Origin of the sequence: Streptomyces sp. NPDC050560, assembly GCF_044457285.1 — a bacterium.
Classification (GTDB): Bacteria; Actinomycetota; Actinomycetes; order Streptomycetales; family Streptomycetaceae; genus Streptomyces.
In genome coordinates, this window is record NZ_JBITGT010000003.1 from 213,774 (window position 1) to 229,328 (window position 15,555).

The 15,555-nt window shown below is 73.4% G+C and carries 14 protein-coding genes; 5 read left to right on the plus strand and 9 right to left on the minus strand.

Annotated elements, in window-relative coordinates; translation table 11 throughout:
• Positions 1-15: 15 nt before the first annotated feature.
• A complete protein-coding gene (locus ACIBIW_RS08395) occupies positions 16-1,041 on the minus strand; it encodes an aldo/keto reductase (protein ID WP_399334003.1) in 1,026 nt (341 codons plus the stop codon).
• A 144-nt stretch (positions 1,042-1,185) separates the two neighbouring features.
• Between ACIBIW_RS08395 and ACIBIW_RS08400 the strand changes: the two genes are divergently transcribed.
• Entirely contained in the window at positions 1,186-1,776 is a 591-nt protein-coding gene (locus tag ACIBIW_RS08400) for a TetR/AcrR family transcriptional regulator (protein ID WP_399334005.1), read from the plus strand.
• Between the two features lie 53 nt (positions 1,777-1,829).
• Here the strand turns inward: ACIBIW_RS08400 and ACIBIW_RS08405 are convergent, their stop codons facing one another.
• The 8 genes from ACIBIW_RS08405 to rho form a co-directional block, all read right to left on the minus strand.
• Complete coding sequence (locus ACIBIW_RS08405) at positions 1,830-2,552, minus strand: SRPBCC family protein (protein ID WP_399333348.1); 723 nt, start codon at positions 2,550-2,552, stop codon at positions 1,830-1,832.
• A gap of 55 nt (positions 2,553-2,607) precedes the next feature.
• Complete coding sequence (locus ACIBIW_RS08410) at positions 2,608-3,702, minus strand: XdhC family protein (protein ID WP_399333350.1); 1,095 nt, start codon at positions 3,700-3,702, stop codon at positions 2,608-2,610.
• Complete coding sequence (locus tag ACIBIW_RS08415) at positions 3,695-4,831, minus strand: VWA domain-containing protein (protein WP_399333352.1); 1,137 nt, start codon at positions 4,829-4,831, stop codon at positions 3,695-3,697. The genes ACIBIW_RS08410 and ACIBIW_RS08415 overlap by 8 nt, the downstream gene beginning before the upstream one ends.
• The gene (locus tag ACIBIW_RS08420) at positions 4,828-5,739 is read right to left on the minus strand and encodes an AAA family ATPase (protein WP_399333354.1); all 912 of its coding nucleotides are present in this window, start codon (positions 5,737-5,739) and stop codon (positions 4,828-4,830) included. Before ACIBIW_RS08420 ends, ACIBIW_RS08415 begins: the two co-directional genes overlap by 4 nt.
• On the minus strand, positions 5,736-6,590 hold the full coding sequence (locus tag ACIBIW_RS08425) for an FAD binding domain-containing protein (protein WP_399333356.1): 855 nt from the start codon (positions 6,588-6,590) through the stop codon (positions 5,736-5,738). The genes ACIBIW_RS08420 and ACIBIW_RS08425 overlap by 4 nt, the downstream gene beginning before the upstream one ends.
• A complete protein-coding gene (locus ACIBIW_RS08430) occupies positions 6,587-8,977 on the minus strand; it encodes a xanthine dehydrogenase family protein molybdopterin-binding subunit (protein ID WP_399333358.1) in 2,391 nt (796 codons plus the stop codon). The genes ACIBIW_RS08425 and ACIBIW_RS08430 overlap by 4 nt, the downstream gene beginning before the upstream one ends.
• Entirely contained in the window at positions 8,974-9,483 is a 510-nt protein-coding gene (locus ACIBIW_RS08435) for a (2Fe-2S)-binding protein (protein ID WP_399333360.1), read from the minus strand. Before ACIBIW_RS08435 ends, ACIBIW_RS08430 begins: the two co-directional genes overlap by 4 nt.
• Positions 9,484-9,609: 126 nt before the next feature.
• Positions 9,610-10,755 carry a transcription termination factor Rho gene (gene rho / locus ACIBIW_RS08440; RefSeq protein WP_399333362.1) on the minus strand — a complete coding sequence of 382 codons (1,146 nt, stop codon included), beginning with the start codon at positions 10,753-10,755 and terminating at the stop codon, positions 9,610-9,612.
• Between the two features lie 529 nt (positions 10,756-11,284).
• On the opposite strand from rho, the gene ACIBIW_RS08445 reads away from it, so the two are divergent.
• The 4 genes from ACIBIW_RS08445 to ACIBIW_RS08460 all read left to right on the plus strand — a co-directional run bounded on the left by ACIBIW_RS08445 (position 11,285) and on the right by ACIBIW_RS08460 (position 15,517).
• Positions 11,285-11,845, plus strand: a complete 561-nt coding sequence (locus ACIBIW_RS08445; RefSeq protein WP_399333364.1) for a chloramphenicol phosphotransferase CPT family protein — start codon at positions 11,285-11,287, stop codon at positions 11,843-11,845.
• A gap of 771 nt (positions 11,846-12,616) precedes the next feature.
• Complete coding sequence (locus tag ACIBIW_RS08450) at positions 12,617-13,627, plus strand: ABC transporter substrate-binding protein (RefSeq protein WP_399333366.1); 1,011 nt, start codon at positions 12,617-12,619, stop codon at positions 13,625-13,627.
• Positions 13,628-13,785: 158 nt separating this feature from the next.
• On the plus strand, positions 13,786-14,694 hold the full coding sequence (locus ACIBIW_RS08455) for an ABC transporter ATP-binding protein (protein ID WP_399333368.1): 909 nt from the start codon (positions 13,786-13,788) through the stop codon (positions 14,692-14,694).
• A complete protein-coding gene (locus ACIBIW_RS08460) occupies positions 14,678-15,517 on the plus strand; it encodes an ABC transporter permease (protein ID WP_399333370.1) in 840 nt (279 codons plus the stop codon). Before ACIBIW_RS08455 ends, ACIBIW_RS08460 begins: the two co-directional genes overlap by 17 nt.
• Positions 15,518-15,555: the final 38 nt, after the last annotated feature.

A 15,555-nucleotide genomic window follows, 5' to 3' on the forward strand; every position in this document is an offset into this window, starting at 1 on the left:
CCCGCCGCCCCGGTGTCACGCCGCGGCGCGCCCGGCCCGGGGGCGGCGGCGCAGCCCCGGGACTTCGAGGGCCGGGGGCAGATGGGCCTGGTCGAGGACGCCGATGTCGGTGCCGGGCGGGACGATCTCGTCGACGCGGTCGAGGACGTCGTCGCCGAGCGCCACGTCGAGGCCCGCGAGCAGGTCGTCGAGGTGCTCCATGGTGCGCGGCCCGATCAGCGCGCTGGTGACCCCGGGGTGCGCGATGGTGAACGCCATCGCGAGGTGGGTCATCGGCAGGCCCGCCTCCGCCGCGAGGGGGATCAGCCGCTCCACCGTGTCGAGCCTGCGCTCGTCCTCCATGTGCCGGACCATGCCCGAGCGCCGCAGCGGGTTCGGCGCGTTCCTGCGGACGCGGCCGGTGAGCAGGCCCTGGCCGAGCGGCCCCCACACCAGGGTGCCCATCCCGAAGCGCTGGGCGGTGGGCAGGACGTCGCGCTCGATGCCGCGGTTGAGCAGGGAGTAGACGGGCTGCTCGGTGTGGAAGCGGGCGAGGCCGCGCCGCTCGGCGACCCACTGCGCCTCGACGATGTCGCAGGCGGGCGTCCCCGACGCGCCGATCGCGCGGACCTTCCCGCTGCGGATCAGGTCGGTGAGGGCGGACAGGGTCTCCTCGATGTCGGTGTCGGGGTCGGGGCGGTGGAGCTGGTAGAGGTCGATGTGGTCGGTGCGCAGCCGCCGCAGCGACTCCTCGACGGCGGTGACGATCCAGCGGCGGGCGCCGCCGCGGCGGTTGGCGTCCTGGTCCCCGGGGCGCGGGCGGCCGAACTTGGTGGCGAGCACCACGTCGTCGCGGCGCCCTTCGAGTGCCCTGCCGACGATGTCCTCGGAGTCCGCGTAGGCGTCGGCGGTGTCGACGAGGTTGATCCCGGCGTCGAGCGCCCTGTGGATGATGCGGATCGAGTCACGCGGGTCGTTGCCCATGCTGGTCGCGAACATCAGGGTGCCCAGCGCGTAGGGGCTGACCCGGATGCCGGTCCTGCCGAGGGTGCGGTACTGCACGGTGTCCTCCATGCGGTGGTCGCCTTCGGGGCGATGCCGTAGGCTACCCGAAACGGAATGCCTTTCCGGAACTATACGGAAAGCTTTTCCGGTTATGCAAGCGGAGGTGGTGTGGTGTCCCAGGACAGGACGCGCGAGGAGGCGGTGCCGCGGGAGCCTGCGGCCAGGGCGGACGGCGGCCCTGCGCCGCGCAGGCGCCGCGCCGACGCGAGGCGCAACGTCGACGCGCTGGTCGAGGCCGCACGGCGCGTCTTCGCCACCTCGGGGGTGGACGCGCCCGCGAAGGAGATCACCGACCTCGCCGGGGTCGGCGTCGGCACCCTGTACCGGCACTTCCCGCAACGTGCCGACCTGGTCAAGGCCGTGGTGGAGAGCGGGATCGACGCGGTGGCCGACGCGGGCCCCGAGCTGAGCGCGGCGCACCCGCCGGTGGACGCGCTCACCGCGTGGGTGGGCCGCTTCACCGACCTGCTCGCGACCAAGCGCGGCCTCGCCTCGGCGCTGCACTCGGGCGACCCGGCGTTCGCGGGGCTGCCCGGCTACTTCATGGCACGGCTCGGCCCCACCCTCGCGGCGCTGCTGGCGGCGGGGGTCGCCGACGGCACGGTGCGCGACGACATCGGCGCCGAGGACCTGCTGCACGCCCTCGCCCAGCTCTCCCAGCCCGTCCCCGGCCGTGGCCCCGAGCACACCCGCCGCGTCGTCGCGGTCCTCGTGGACGGCCTGCGCGTCTGACGGGGCGGGCGCGGACGGGGCCCCTGGTACGGCCCCGCTGTTCCGGGCCCCGGCTATCGCCGCCTGCGCCTGCGCCTGCGTACCGCCGTGAAGACGGCGAGCGCGATCGCGGCGCCGAGCGCCGGCAGGGCGGCCCGCTTGGCGAGCGGCACCGCCGCCGCGCCCAGGAGGTCGAGCGGCTCGGGCCCCGGCGCCGCCGGCACCGGCCCGGCCTCCCGCCCCTGCGCGGGCACCGCGTCCCGCGGCTCCGACGGGGCATGGGCGTCCCGCGGCCCCGGCGAGGGACGCGCGTCCCGCGGCTCGGACGCGGGCTCCGCGTCTCTGGGCTCGTCCTGCGGCCCGAGGCGCCGGGCGAGACACGCCGCGAACTGCCCCAGGACGCGCTCCCCGACGTCCGCCATCACCCCGCGCCCGAACTGCGCGGGACGCCCCGTCACCGCCAGGTTCGTGGACACCGCCACCCGGGTGCCGCCGTCCGCCTCCGTGAGCGTGCCGGTGACGGTGGCGCGGGCCGTGCCCTGCCCCCTGGTCTCCTTGCCGCTCGCGGCCAGCACCATCCGGTGCCCCGCCGCGTCCCGCTCCTCGAAGACCGCGGTGCCGCGGTAGGTGACGGTGACCGGGCCCACTTTCACCTTCACCCGGCCCGTGACCGTGGTGCCGTCGAAGTCCTCCACCGTGGCACCCGGCATGCACGGCGCCACCCGCTCGATGTCGAGGAGCGCCCGCCACGCCTCGTCGACCGGGACAGGCACGGTGAACGCGTGCTGCAGTTCCATCGTCCGCTCCTCCTGGTGAGGGCCCGCAGGGGGCCGCCTCGTCCGTCCGCCCCGCTCAGCCGTGGATCGCCCCGGCCTCCGTGGTCAGCGGGGCGCCGCTGCCGCCCCAGCGGGTCGCGACGATCTCCGCCGCCACCGACACCGCCACCTCCTGAGGCGTACGCGCCCCGAGGTCCAGGCCGACCGGCGACCTGAGCCGTGCCAGCTCCGCCTCGCCCACCCCGCGCTCGCGCAGCCGCGCCTCCCGCTCCTCGTGGGTGCGGCGGCTGCCCATCGCGCCGATGTACGCGGCCGGCCGCCGCAGCGCCTCCTCAAGCAGCGGCACGTCGAACTTGGGGTCGTGCGTCAGCACGCAGACGACGGTGCGCTCGTCGGTGCCGGTGGCCGCCAGATAGCGGTGCGGCCACTCCACCACCACCTCCACGCCCGGCGGGAACCGCCGCGGCGTCGTGAACACGGGGCGCGCGTCGCACACCGTCACCCGGTAGCCGAGGAACTCACCGATCCCGGCCACCGCCGCCGCGTAGTCGATCGCCCCGAACACCAGCATCCGCGGCGGCGGCGCGAACGACTGCAAGAACACCGTGACCTCGTCCCGTCTGCGCTGCCCCCGGGGCCCGTAGTGCCGCAGACCGGTGGCGCCCTGCGCCGGCTCCCCGCGGGCGTCGGCGGTGACCGCCGCGTCGAGGCCCGCGCCGCCGAGTGAGCCGAGCACCCGGTCGGGCCACACCGCCAGCGTCGCGCCCCGCCGCGCCGGGCCCGCGACCACGCTCGCCCAGGTCACCGGGTGCTCACCGGCCACCGACCCGGCCACCTCGGCGAAGGTGGGATCGGCCGCGGGGGACACCGGACGCACCAGCAGGGTGACCTCACCGCCGCAGGTGAGCCCCACCGCGAACGCGTCCTCGTCGCTGTAGCCGAAGGTCTCGGTGCGCGCCTCGCCGTCCGCCACCACCGCACGCGCCAGCTCGAACACCGCGCCCTCGACACAGCCGCCCGACACGCTGCCCAGCACCTCGTCGTCCGGGCCCACCGCCATCGCGGCACCCGGCCCGCGCGGTGCGCTCCTGCTCACCGAGACCACCGTGGCCAGGCCGAACGGCGAACCCGCCGCGTACCAGTCGCGCAACGCGGGAAAGATCTCACGCACCGTCCGCTCCTCTCACCACAGCCGCCAGATGTTCGAGCGCCGCCAGACTGTGGCCCTCGACGAAGTCGTCCACGCTCGGCAGCGCCGCCGCCATGCCGCCCGCCAGCGGCGCGTAACCGGGCCGCGCCTTACGGGGGTTGGCCCACACCACCCGGTGCGCGAGCCGCCGCAGCCGGCGCATCTGGGCGCCGAGCAGCGCCGCGTCCCCGCGCTCCCAGCCGTCCGACAGCACCACCGCGACCGCGCCGCGCGCCATGCCACGCTGCCCCCACCGGTCGAGGAACACCCGCAGGCCCTCCCCGAGCCGGGTACCGCCGCGCCAGTCCGGCACCGCGCGCGCCACCGCGGCAAGCGCCGTCTCGGGGTCCCGGTGCGCCAGCTCCCTGGTGACCCGCGTCAGCCTGGTCCCCAGCGTGAACACCTCGGTGCGCGGCCCCGAGCCGCCGTGCGCCGCCGCGTGCGCGAACCGCAGCAGCGCGTCCGCGTAGGGCCCCATCGAACCGCTCACGTCGACCAGCAGCACCACGGCGCGCGGGCGCTCGGTGCGCGCCCTGCGCAGCAGCGGCGCGGGCTCGCCGCCGCGGCGCAGCGCCGCGCGCACGGTGCGCCCCGGGTCCGCTGCACCGCGCCGCGCGGGCCGCAGCCTGGCCGCCCTGCGCGGCTCGCCCGGCAGCGTGAACGCGGCCAGCAGCCGCCGCAGTTGGTCGCGTTCCGGCGCGCGCAGATCGCCGATGTCCCGGTGCCGCAGCACCTCGGCGGACGACGCGAGCACCGACGTTGCCGCGCCCCGGCCCTCCCGCTCACGCCCGTCCCCGTCCACGGCCGTCACCCCCGCCCGCGCCCGGGTCCTCGGCAGGGGCGGCACCGCGCGCCGCGGCCCCGGACGCCCCGTACCGCCCCCGAAGTAGGCCGCGAACACCCGGTCGTAGCGGTCCAGGTCGTCCGGGTCGCCGCAGAGCGTGGCCCGGCCCGCCCAGTACACCCCGCCGCGCCACCCGGCACCCAGCTCCGCACAGGCCGCGAGGAACGTCTGCACCCGGTCGGGGCCCGCGGCCACGCCCGCGGCCCGCAGGGCGCGCGCGAAGCCCACGAGCCCCGCCGTGCCGTCGGCGCCGCCCACGCCGCTCACACCCCGCGCGCCGCGAGCACCGCGGACAGGTCGAGGGCCCTGGCCCGCTCCAGGTCCTCCCGGTACTTCAGCACCGAGCCGAGGGTGGCCACCGCGAGGTCCGCGTCCCACTCGTCGGCGCCGAGCGCCGCAAGCGCCTCCGCCCAGTCGATGGTCTCCGCCACCCCCGGCGGCTTCAGCAGGTCCTCGCCGCGCAGCGCCTGCACCGCCGCCGTCACCTGCTCGGCGAGCCGCGCCGCCACCCCCGGCAGCCTGCGCCGCACGATGGCCGCCTCGCGCGCGAAGTCCGGGTGCGCGAACCAGTGGTACAGGCACCGCCGCTTCAGCGCGTCGTGCACGTCCCGCGTCCTGTTGGACGTGAGGACCACCACGGGCGGCGCCGCCGCGCGCAGCGTGCCCAGCTCCGGCACCGTCACCGCGTACTCCGAGAGGAGTTCGAGCAGGAACGCCTCGAACTCGTCGTCCGCACGGTCGATCTCGTCCACAAGCAGCACACACGGCGAGGTCTCCAACGCCCGCAGCAGCGGCCTGGCCAGCAGGAACCTGCGGTCGTACAACTCGCCCTCGACGCGCGCTGCGTCCCGCACGCCCACCGCCTCCGCGGCCCGCAGATGCAGCAGTTGGCGCGGGAAGTCCCAGTCGTAGAGTGCCTGCGAGGCGTCGATGCCCTCGTAGCACTGCAACCGGATCAGCGGCGCGTCGAGTACGGCGGCGAGCGCGGACGCCAGCGCCGTCTTGCCGACACCGGCGTCGCCCTCGCAGAACAGCGGGCGGTGCAGCCGCAGCGCCAGGTGGCAGGCGATGGCGAGCCCCTCGTCGACGAGGTACCCGCTCTCCGCGAGCCGCTCCCGCAGCAGGTCGGGGCCGCCCCCCGCCACGGGCGGCCGCTGCGGCCCGGCGGCGGTCACGCCCCCGCCGCCGCCAGCACGGCGCGCCGGGTCAGCACCCGGGCGAGATGGCGCCGGTAGTCGGCGGACACGGCGGGTTCCGACGCGGGGGCCGTGCCCTCGTCCGCCGCCTCCGCGGCCCGTCCCACGGCCGCCTCCTCGACGGACACCCCGCGCAGCGCGTCCTCGACGGCAGTCGCACGCAGCGGGGTGGCGCCCATGTTGGTCAGCCCGATCCTGGCGTCGGCGAAGGACCCGTCCGCGTGCCGCACCAGCGCGGCCACCCCGACCATGGCCCACGCCTGTGTGCCGCGGCTGAACTTCTCGTAGTGGAAGCCCCAGCCGCCGCGCTTCGGCACCCTGACGGCCGTGAGGAGTTCGTCGGGTGCGAGCGCGGTCTGGAGGTAGTCCACGAAGAACTCGCGCGCCGGTACGGTCCGCGGTCCGCCGGGGCCGCGCAGCACCAGCTCGGCGCCGAGGGCCAGCGCCACCGCGGGCAGGTCGCCCGCCGGGTCGGCGTGGGCGAGCGAGCCGCCCAGGGTGCCGCGGTGGCGCACCGCGGGGTCGGCGACCGTGGCGGTGGCCGCCGCGAGCAGTCCCGCGTGCCGCCGCACCAGCGGGTCGCGGATCACCTCGTGGTGGGTGGTGCACGCCCCGATGACCAGGCTGTCCCCGTCCTCCGACACCCCGTGCAGCGCGTCGAGCCTGCCGATGTCCACGACGAGTTCGGGGAACGCGAAGCGCAGCCGCAGCAGCGGCAGCAGGCTCTGCCCGCCCGCGAGCACCTTGGCCTCGTCGCCCGCGTCGGCGAGCAGCCGCACCGCGTCGTCGACCGTGCCGGGCCGCCGGTAGTCGAACGCCGCCGGGATCATGCCGCTCCCTCCTCGCGCGCCGCCGCCTCCCGCAGGGTCTCCCAGACCCGGCCCGGGCTGCATGGCATGGTGACGTCGGTGACCCCCAGCGGGCGCAGCGCGTCCACCACCGCGTTGACCACCGCGGGCGTGGAGGCGATGGTGCCCGCCTCGCCGACGCCCTTGGCGCCGAGCGGGTTGGAGGTGGCCGGGGTCTCGGTGCGGTCGGTGACGAAGTCGGGCAGGTCGGGCGCGGCCGGCACCAGGTAGTCGGCCATGGACCCGGAGACGAGGTTGCCGTCGGCGTCGTACACCGCCTCCTCGTACAGGGCCTGCGCGATGCCCTGCGCGAGCCCGCCGTGCACCTGCCCCCGCACGATCGTCGGATTGACGACCCTGCCGACGTCGTCGACGCCCACGTACGAGCGGATGGCGACCCGCCCGGTCTCGGTGTCGACCTCCACGGCACACAGGTGGGTGCCGTGCGGATACGAGAAGTTGTCCGGGTCCACGACCTGTTCCGCGTTGATGGTGGGCTCCATGCCGTCCGGCAGGTCGTGCGAGGAGAACGTCTCGAAGGCGACCTCCTGGATCGTCCTGCGCGCGTCGGGCGAGCCCTTCACCGAGAACACGCCCCCGCTGAAGTCGAGGTCGTCCTCGGCGGCCTCCAGCAGGTGGGCCGCGACCCTGCGCGCCTTCTCGACCACCTTCCGCGCCGCCCCGTGCACCGCGGCGCCGCCCACCACGAGCGAGCGGGAGCCGTAGGTGTCCATGCCCTGCGGCGCCGACCTGGTGTCGCCGTGCACCACCTCGACGTCCTCGAAGGGCACCCCGAGCACGTCGGCCGCGATCTGGCTCCAGGACGTGGCGTGGCCCTGGCCGTGCGGGCTGGTGCCGGTGACCACCTCGACCTTGCCGGTGGGCAGCATCCTGATGCTCGCCGCCTCCCAGCCGCCCGCCGCGTACCGGAGGTCGCGCAGCACCCGGCTCGGCGCGAGCCCGCACATCTCGGTGTACGTGGACACCCCGATGCCGAGCCGCACCCGGTCGCCGCGCCGCTGCCGCTCCCGCTGCTCGACGCGGAGCGCGTCGTACCCGAACAGGTCGAGCGCCCGGTCCGTGGCCGCCTCGTAGTTCCCGCTGTCGTAGGTGAGCCCCGCGATGGAGGCGTACGGGAACTCGTCGTGCCCGATCCAGTTGCGCCGCCGCAACTCGATCGGGTCGACGCCGAGTTCGGCCGCCAGGTCGTCCATGATCCGCTCGATGGCGAAGGTGGCCTCGGGCCGTCCGGCGCCGCGGTAGGCGTCGGTGGGCGTGCGGGTCGTGAACACCCCCGTGCAGCGGAAGGAGTAGGCGTCCATCTTGTAGATCGCCGGGTACATGAACGCGCCCAGGATCGGGATGCCGGGTGTGACCAGCATCAGATACGCGCCCATGTCGGCGAGGAGGTCCACCTTGAGCCCGAGCAGCCGCCCGTCCGCGGCCGCCGCGACCTCGATGTCCTGGACCTGGCCGCGGCCGTGGTGGGTGGCGAGGTACGCCTCGGAGCGCGACTCCGTCCACTTCACGGGCCGCCCGAGCCTCCTGGCCACCGCGAGCGCCAGCGCCTCCTCCCCGTACACCTGGAGTTTGGAGCCGAAGCCGCCGCCGACGTCGGGCGCGACGACGCGCAGTTTGTGCTCGGGGACGCCGGTGACGGTGGCGAGCATCACCCGCAGGATGTGCGGGATCTGGGTGGCCGAGTAGACGGTGTACTCGCCGGACGCGGCCAGCGGGGTGACCACCACGGAGCGCGGCTCCATGGCGTTGGGCACCAGCCGCTGCTGGTGGTATCTGCGCCGCAGCACCACGTCGGCGCGCTCGCGCACCGCCGCGTAGTCCTCGCCGGTGTCGAGCGGCCACAGGTAGCTGCGGTTGGTGCCGTGCCCGGCGTGGACGAGCGGGGCGCCGTCGTCGAGCGCCGCCTCCAGGTCGAGCACCGGGTCGAGCGGGGTGTAGTCGACCTCCACTGCCTCCAGCGCGTCGGCCGCGGCGTACCGGTCCCGGGCGACGACCACCGCCACCGGCTCGCCCGCGTAGCGCACCTCGTCCACGGCGAGCGGCGGGTGGTCGGGCAGCACGATGTCCTCGGTCACCGGCCAGGCGCAGGGCAGCGAGCCGAGCCCTTCGGCGAGGTCGCGGCCGGTGAACGCGGCGATGACGCCGGGCTCCCCGAGCGCCGCCGACACGTCGACCCGGTCGACACGGGCGTGCGGCACGGGGCTGCGCACCAGGGCCATGTGCAGCATCCCGGCCACGGTGATGTTGTCCGTCCAGGTGGTCTGCCCGGTGACCAGCCTGGCGTCCTCCTTGCGCGGCCTGGCCCTGCCGACCTCGGTCTCCGCGCCGGTGGAAAGCTGCTCGGTCATGCCACCGTCGCCTCCTCGGCGGGCACCGCGGGCTCGTCGGCGCGGGAGGCGTCGGCGGCGGCGATGACCGCGTCCACGATGTTCTGGTAGCCGGTGCACCGGCAGAGGTTCCCCTCCAGCGCCTGCCGCACCTCGTCCCTGCTGGGCGCCGGGTTCTCGGAGAGCAGGTCCCGGGCCGCCATGATCATGCCCGGGGTGCAGTAGCCGCACTGAAGGGCGTGGTGCTCGTGGAACGCCTGTTGCAGCGGGTGCGGGGTGCCGTCGGGGGCCGCCAGCCCCTGGATGGTGGTCACCGTGCCGCCGTCGGCCTGGACCGCCAGCATGGAGCAGCTCTTCACCGTGGCCCCGTCGCAGTCGACCGTGCAGGCGCCGCAGTTGCTGGTGTCACAGCCGACCGGGGTCCCGGTGAGCCCCAGCCGTTCGCGCAGGTAGTGGACGAGGAGCAGCCGTGGCTCCACCTCGTCCTCGTACGTCGTGCCGTCCACTGTCACCGAAACACGGGTCATCGGCCCTCCAAGGAGCCCGGGCGGATTCACGGAAAACGTGACGTGCGCCACTCTAAGACGGCGGCACCGCTCTTGCGAGGGGGCGGACGTCGCCCCTCCGGATTGCGCCGCGGGACCGTTCGGGTGTCAGCGCGGGGCGGCGGCGGAGAGGAAGGCGGCGTTGTCGGGGGTGCGCCGCAGCCCGTGCAGCAGGGTCTCCAGGGCGGTGGGCGCGTCGTGCCGCGCCAGGGCGCGCCGCAGGGTGTGTACGGCGCCGAGGTCGGCGGGGGAGACCAGCAGCTCCTCGCGGCGGGTGCCGGAGGGGGTGACGGCGACGGCGGGGTGCAGCCGGGCTTCTGCGGCGGTGCGGTCGAGGCGCAGCTCCATGTTGCCGGTGCTCTTCAGCTCCTCGAAGAAGTAGTCGTCGGCGCGTGAGCCGGTCTCGACGAGGGCGGTGGCGATGATGGTCAGCGACCCGCCCTCCTCGGTCTGCCGTGCCGCGCCGAACAGCCGCTTGGGCCCGTGCAGCGCGCGGGCGTCGACACCGCCGGAGAGGGTGCGCCCGCCGGCTCCCGCGGCGTTGTTGTGCGCGCGGCACAGCCGGGTGAGGGAGTCGAGCAGCAGCACCACGTCCCGCCCCTGTTCGACGAGCCGCTTGGCGCGTTCGACGGCGAGTTCGGCGAGGGCGATGTGGTCCTTGGGCGGCCGGTCGAAGGTGGAGGCGAACACCTCCCCGCGCACACTGCGGCGCATGTCGGTGACCTCTTCGGGGCGCTCGTCGACGAGCAGGGTCATCAGGTGGCAGTCGGGGTGGTTGGCGGTGACGGCTGCCGCGATCTGCTGGAGCAGTACGGTCTTGCCCGCCCGGGGCGGCGCGACGATGAGCCCGCGCTGCCCCTTGCCGATCGGCGCGACGAGATCGATGACCCGCGGCGCGAGTCCGCCCCCCGGGTGTTCGAGGCGCAGCGGCCGGTGCGGGTGAAGCGGCGTCAGCTCATGGAACATGGCCCGCTTCGCGGGCACTTCGGCAAGGTCATGGAGTTTCCCGCGCGGCCCGAGGACCCCGGTGACACGGTCCCCGGCACGCAGCCGGTGACGGCGAATCAGATCCGCGGGAACACGGGGGTCACTTGGCGTGGGCAGCAGATCGGAACGCCGCAGGAACCCGTGCCCACCCGACGTGAGATCGAGGACACCGGTCACCTCCTGGGCGTCCTGGTGGGGAGGGTGGGCCGACTGCGGGGAACGGGGCGCCGGTTCGGCGGTTCGGGGTGCTTCAACTGCGATGGTCATATGGCTTCTTTGGCTCTCTGGGGTGGTTGGTGGGTCTGGTGGGTCTGGTGGGTTCGACAGGCCCGGTGAGGTTGGTGGGGAGTGCGCAATGGGGTGGGGGAGGGGCGTGGGGTTTTGAGAAGGGAGCAGGTGACGCCGGGAGGCTGACCTGCTCGCTACGGATGGCCTTCCGCCTGTTCTCACGTCCGGTGGCGAAGCCCCGTGTGCCCCAAGGACGCGCGCGGAGCGCAGCGACGAAGGAGCGGAGTAACACGGGCTACGCGGGACATCGAGTCCAGCGCCCGGGAGGCGAACGAGCCTAAAAAATGGGGCCGAGTCGGGAGCCGTACAAAACCCCGGAGGTAGACCACCTCAACGGGACAGCGCCGTATCTCCGCCTACACTAGCACTCAGCCCGCCACCAAGCCACCCCCGCCATTTCCCCCGTACCCACCCCGGGACCATCCCCCACCCAACAATCCACCCCACCCACTCACCATCCCCCCCCCGCACCGCGCCCGCCCCGCAGGCCCCATGTGACCATGCCGATATGGGATCGGGTCGGATCATCTTCCTCAACGGCACTTCCAGTTCGGGGAAGTCGAGCATTGCCCGGGAGCTGCTGGAGATCCTGGACGACGGTGTCTTCTTCCATCTGGCGGTCGACAGCTTCAACGCGATGCGCAGCAGGCGGAGCCTCGGCGAGGAGGAGCTTGATGCCGCGCTACGGCGGACCAGGATGGGCTTTCACCGGTCGGTCGCGGCCATGGCCGAGGTGGGCAACGACATTGTCGTCGACCATGTGCTGAGCGAGCCGTGGCGGCTGCTCGACTGTCTGGCGGTGCTGCCGCCGGAGGACGTGCTGTTCGTCGGCGTCCACTGCCCGCTCGACGAGCTGGTCCGCCGCGAGCTGTCCAGGGGCGACCGTCCTCCCGGCCTCGCGGCGCGCCAGTACGCCGTGGTCCACGCCCACGGTGACTACGACATGGAGTGCGACACCAGCACGGCGAGCCCGCGCGCATGCGCGCAGCGCATCAAGGAACTCCTCCCGCACCGCCCGAGACCCGCCGCCTTCACTCGTCTCCGGAGGCGCTATATGGGGGGTGGCTAGTGCCCCGCAAGGCGAGGGGGCCAGACAGCGGCGGCAGGCGGTAAGGCCCAACACAAGGGTAGACACCAAGATCAGGCGGTGGGCCTCGGTGACATCGCAGTCCGGGACGGATTCAGCCAACGGAGTCCCCCGAATTCCCCCTCCCCTCCCGCATAACATCCGCCACTCGCACCCCAGAAATCCCTCCGTCAGCTTTATCCTCGCCCCTCTCGCGAATTCCCGGCCCCTCCCGTAAACCGGGAAGCTCTCGTGCCCCGCTCGCCGCCTCCGGTGGATTGCGCCAGGTCAGCACCGCCAGGCTCGTTAATTTAGGCGCGACCATTGACAATGGTCTGACCGTAACTCCAAGCTAATGTGAGTTCGGCCACCCATTGGCCCAGCCCAGGGCCGGGTCGGCACTTGCGCGCACCCGCGTTTTCCCCGATTTCCCCCGCATTCTCGCGGCTCCGGGTCCGGAGAAAGGCCCGGCGAGCCGTTGTCGCACCGCACTTCCCGCTCGCGCCCGTACCTGGGCACGTTCGTGCCGACAAACGCGGTCGGCCCGGAAGGAGATGAATCGCGGCCATGCCACGACCCCCGAGCCCCCTGAATCCCGCAGACTCGACGGACTCCGCAGACTCCGCAGACTCCACGGACGCACCGGACCCACCGGACTCGCCGGGCGAACCACCATCCGCACCCCTCGCGTCCACCCCGGCCCCACCCCTGACACCCCAACCGCCCCGGCCAGGACCGCGCTTCCGCACTCCCCGTCTGGCCGCCCTCTCCGCCGTGGCGCTGCTGACCGCGGTCTCCGTCACCGCCTGCGCGGACGCCTCGGGGCAGGCCGGTTCCGGTGGGGTGCCGACGGTGACCATCGGCAAGGCGGTCGACACCGTGGGCTTCAGCGCGGTGGACGTCGCCATCGAGAAGGGGTACTTCAAGGACGCCGGTGTCCAGGTCAAGACGCAGTTGCTCCAGGGCAGCAGCCAGACCAACGCGGCGCTCCAGGGCGGCAGCGTCCAGTTCGCCACGCTCTCCTCCAACGCCCTGCTGCTGGCGTCGAGTCAGGGCGTCAAGCTCCAGGCGGTGACCTCGCTCGACTACGGCGCCTCCGTGCAGTTCGTGGTGTCGAAGGACTGGATGGCCAAGCACCACATCACCACCGACCAGCCGCTCAAGCAGCGTATCCGCGGTCTGAAGGGCGCTCAGGACGCCGCGATCTCGTCGACCGGCATCCAGTTCCTGAAGCTGCTGCTCACCGAGTCGGGGGTGCCCACCTCCGCGGTGAAGTACGTGACGGTGGGTTCCGACGCGGCCGGGGCCACCGCGCTCCAGCACGGCACGCTCCAGATCTTCGTGGGCTCGCCGCCGTCGTCGTACTACATCGCGCGCAAGGCGGACGCCACCGTGCTCGCCTCCGGCTCCGAGGTGCCGGAGTGGAAGGACATGGCGTACGACCTGCTGATCACGACGCCCAAGTACGCCCAGGGGAACACGAAGACGACCAAGGCGGTCGCCACGGCGCTGGCCCGCGCCGAGAACCTGATGCGCCGTGACCCGCGTTCGGTACTGGCTCTTGAGGCCAAGCACTTCCCGACCTACAGCGAGGACGACCTGCTGAAGGCGCTCAAGAACGTGCAGTGGACCCCCGACGGCCTGTTCACGCGGAAGATGTGGGACGACGCGCTGGCCGTCACCAAGGCCACCGGCACCCTCGGCGACTCCGGCTCCCTCGACATGTCCGAGAACGGCCTGTGGACGAACAAGTACATCGACAGGGCGGCGGCGCGCAAGGGCTGACCGCCAGGGCGCGTCCGCGGAGCCACGCCTGCCCTGCGACGCCTTCCGCACGCACCGGACGCCGCCACCCCGCCCTCCGGGCGAGCGACGCCACTTTGCGGACACGCCCCAGGGCCGGGCGCCCGCCCCTGACCCGCGAGCGAGAGGACAGTTCGGACATGGAATCCACGGCGGCTTCCGCCGCAGCATCGGCCGCGGCGAGCGCGCCCGCGGCCGGGGAGCCGGGCCGGGGAGCGCGGCCCGCGATCGAGTTCGCCGGTGTCACCCAGCGCTTCTCCCCGCCCACGGGCCGGCCCTTCCTCGCGCTCGACGGGGTGGACTTCTCCGTCGCCGAGGCGGAGTTCTGCTCCGTCGTGGGGCCGAGCGGCTGCGGCAAGAGCACCCTGCTCAACATGGCCGCGGGCCTCATCGCGCCCACCGGGGGAGCGGTGCGGGTGCAGGGCGGCCGGGTCACGGGCGTCAACACCAGCATCGGCTACGTGTCCCAGGACTCCAACCTCTTCCCGTGGCTGACGGCACGTCAGAACATTGAACTGGCGCTTGAGGTGAAGAAGTTCCCGGCCAAGCGGCGGCGCGCCCTCGGCACCGAGTGGCTGGAGCTGGTCGGCCTCGACGGCTTCGCCGACTCCTACCCCCACCAGCTCTCCGGCGGCATGCAGAAGCGTTGCTCGATCGCGCGCACCCTCTGCTACGACCCCGACGTGGTGCTGCTCGACGAGCCGTTCGGCGCGGTCGACGCCATCACCCGCTCCGTGCTCCAGGAGGTGCTGCTCGACCTGTGGTCCAGCAGGCGCAAGAGCGTCATGTTCGTCACCCATGACCTCAACGAGGCGATCACCCTCTCGGACAAGGTCGTGGTGATGACCCGCAGGCCGGGCCGGATCAAGGCGGTCGTGGACATCCCGCTGCCGCGGCCGCGCAACGTCTACGAGATCGGCGAGAGCGCCGAGTTCGCCGCCGTGCACCAGCGGCTCTGGCACCACTTCCGCACCGAGATCGACACCGCGGGCCGCCGCGGCCGGCAGGGCACCGAGACCGAGGAGGACCGGCATGGCGACGACGACTGACACACCACGGCGTTCGGTCGCGGACGGCGCCGACGCCGAACTGGGCAGGCGCGCAAAGAAGTTGAGGACGCGGGGCGGTACCGGTGTGCAGTTGGGCCGAATCGCCGTCGTGGTGGTCGTCCTCGGTGGCTGGCAGTTGGCCAGCGGCTCCCTGCTGCCGACCTACCTCATCAGCAACCCCGCGGACGTGGCGCGGCGCCTCTACCACCTCTTCGCGGGCGGCTCCGTCTGGTCCGACCTCGGGATCACCACCGAGGAACTGCTGCTCGGCTATGTGCTCGGCGCGGTCGGCGGGCTGATCGTCGGTGTGCTGCTCGGCACCTGGAAGGTGGCGGCGGCCATCCTCGAACCGCTGCTCGCGGCCGTCAACAGCGTCCCGAAGATCGCCCTCGCGCCGCTGTTCCTGCTCTGGTTCGGCATCGGGCTCGGCTCCAAGGTGGCCATCGCCGCCATGACCGTCTTCTTCGTGATGTTCTACAACGTCTACATGGGGATGAGCACCGTCCCCAGGGGCCTGCTGGCGACGCTACAGATCATGGGAGCCGGGCGCACCACCCTCATCCGCAAGCTGATCCTGCCGCAGTTGACCGTGCCGATCCTGGCCGGTCTCAAGGCGGGGGTGTCCTTCGCGATGATCGGTGTCGTCGTCGGTGAGTTCGTCGCCGCCAACAGCGGCCTCGGCTACTACGTGCGCAACTCCACCGACCTCTTCGACTCGCCCGGGGTCTACGCCGGGATCATCCTGCTGATGGCGCTGGTCATCATCGGCGTCGGCCTGATCACCCTGCTGGAGCGCCGCCTGCTGCGCTGGCGGCGCGACTGACCGCTCACCCCCACTTCCGGCACGCCACCACCCCCGGC

Bases quoted from the DNA above. Each gene is read 5' to 3' on its own strand.
- ACIBIW_RS08445 (WP_399333364.1), top strand. From the start codon at position 11,285: ATGGGATCGGGTCGGATCATCTTCCTCAACGGCACTTCCAGTTCGGGG.
- ACIBIW_RS08425 (WP_399333356.1), bottom strand. From the start codon at position 6,590: ATGATCCCGGCGGCGTTCGACTACCGGCGGCCCGGCACGGTCGACGAC.
- ACIBIW_RS08430 (WP_399333358.1), bottom strand. From the start codon at position 8,977: ATGACCGAGCAGCTTTCCACCGGCGCGGAGACCGAGGTCGGCAGGGCC.
- ACIBIW_RS08435 (WP_399333360.1), bottom strand. From the start codon at position 9,483: ATGACCCGTGTTTCGGTGACAGTGGACGGCACGACGTACGAGGACGAG.
- ACIBIW_RS08405 (WP_399333348.1), bottom strand. From the start codon at position 2,552: ATGGAACTGCAGCACGCGTTCACCGTGCCTGTCCCGGTCGACGAGGCG.
- rho (WP_399333362.1), bottom strand. From the start codon at position 10,755: ATGACCATCGCAGTTGAAGCACCCCGAACCGCCGAACCGGCGCCCCGT.
- ACIBIW_RS08460 (WP_399333370.1), top strand. From the start codon at position 14,678: ATGGCGACGACGACTGACACACCACGGCGTTCGGTCGCGGACGGCGCC.
- ACIBIW_RS08455 (WP_399333368.1), top strand. From the start codon at position 13,786: ATGGAATCCACGGCGGCTTCCGCCGCAGCATCGGCCGCGGCGAGCGCG.